The organism is Nocardia sp. NPDC057440 (assembly GCF_042802915.1).
In the GTDB taxonomy this organism is placed as follows: Bacteria; Actinomycetota; Actinomycetes; order Mycobacteriales; family Mycobacteriaceae; genus Nocardia.
This window is the reverse complement of the sequence record NZ_JBHVDF010000044.1, coordinates 1-1,062: the sequence shown is the minus strand read 5'-3', so window position 1 is coordinate 1,062 and position 1,062 is coordinate 1. Positions and strand designations below refer to the sequence as shown.

Annotated in this window: 2 protein-coding genes; both read right to left on the bottom strand. The window is 67.9% G+C overall.

Annotation, left to right across the window (positions count from 1 at the left end; genetic code table 11):
* Window positions 1-386 (bottom strand): SAM-dependent methyltransferase (locus ACFU4Z_RS36475; RefSeq protein WP_379072935.1); only part of this gene is annotated, 386 nt, incomplete at its 3' end.
* On the bottom strand, window positions 383-1,062 hold a 680-nt coding region (locus ACFU4Z_RS36470), incomplete at its 5' end, for a PIG-L deacetylase family protein (RefSeq protein WP_379072933.1). The genes ACFU4Z_RS36475 and ACFU4Z_RS36470, both read right to left, overlap by 4 nt.

Here is a 1,062-nt window from a genome sequence, read left to right as displayed (position 1 = left end):
GCGGCGTCGAGGTAATAGCAGACCTCACTGAAAACGATCAGGTCGAATCGCTCGTCGGGCCATTCCTCGCCGAGTGCCCAGCGGCGGAATTCGACGGTGCCTCGCGCGGTGTAGGGCAGGCGCTCGACCCTGGCCTCGGCCGAATCGAGCGCCTGAGCCACAACATCGGCGCACACCAGTCGATCGCAGCGGGTGGTGAGTTCGGCGGAGAGGGTGCCTATCGAGCAGCCGGGTTCGAATGCGTTGCGGTAGCGCGGCTTCGGTAGCGCCGCCATGGTCAGTGCCCGCTTGCGCTGTTCATACCAGCGCGTGGTGAACCCCCACGGATCGGGATCCCGAGCGTACATGTTCTCGAAATAGCCTGCCCTCAGGCGTGTCTCGCTCATACGAAGAACGTTTCCGTCGCGCCGGTGAAGTGGTCGAGCAGGTGCGGCGGCAGGATCGGTTGGTCGGCGGGATCGTCCGACAGGGCGCTGGTCTGGCTGTGGAAGTGGGCGATCGCGTGCGACTTGGCGTTGATGACGGCCTCCGGCAGCGTCAGCGTCCGCGCGCGGGCCGCGAGGACCACGGGGTGAGTGGGAGTGGCCCAGTGCCACATCCACACCGGGAATTCGAGCAATCGGGTTGCGGTTCCGGCGCACGCCGCGGCCGCGGCCCGGCCGACGGCTTCGTGGTCGGGGTGACCGTCACGCCGCCAGGTCGTGGCACACCAGCCGCCGGTGCGCCCGCATGTGGTCAGGACTTCCGCGAGAGCGTCGGTGACCGCGGCTTGGTGTGCTGTCACGGTGCCGTCTGTGATTCGGAGCCGAGTGGGTGGTTCGATACCCAGTTCGGCTGCCGCACGCAAAGATTCCTCGACACGTAGGTCGGCGAGTTCGGTCGGTGAGTAGGTGGGCGACCCGGGGTGTGAGGCTTCTCCGTCGGTCACCGCGACCACCGTGACCGGCAGATCGCGCGAGCGCGCCAGCGCGATCAAACCGCCGGCGCCGAGTATCTCGTCGTCGGGATGCGCGGCGACGACGACCAAGTGCCGCCACCCGGTGAGGGACAGTTCGGGGCGAC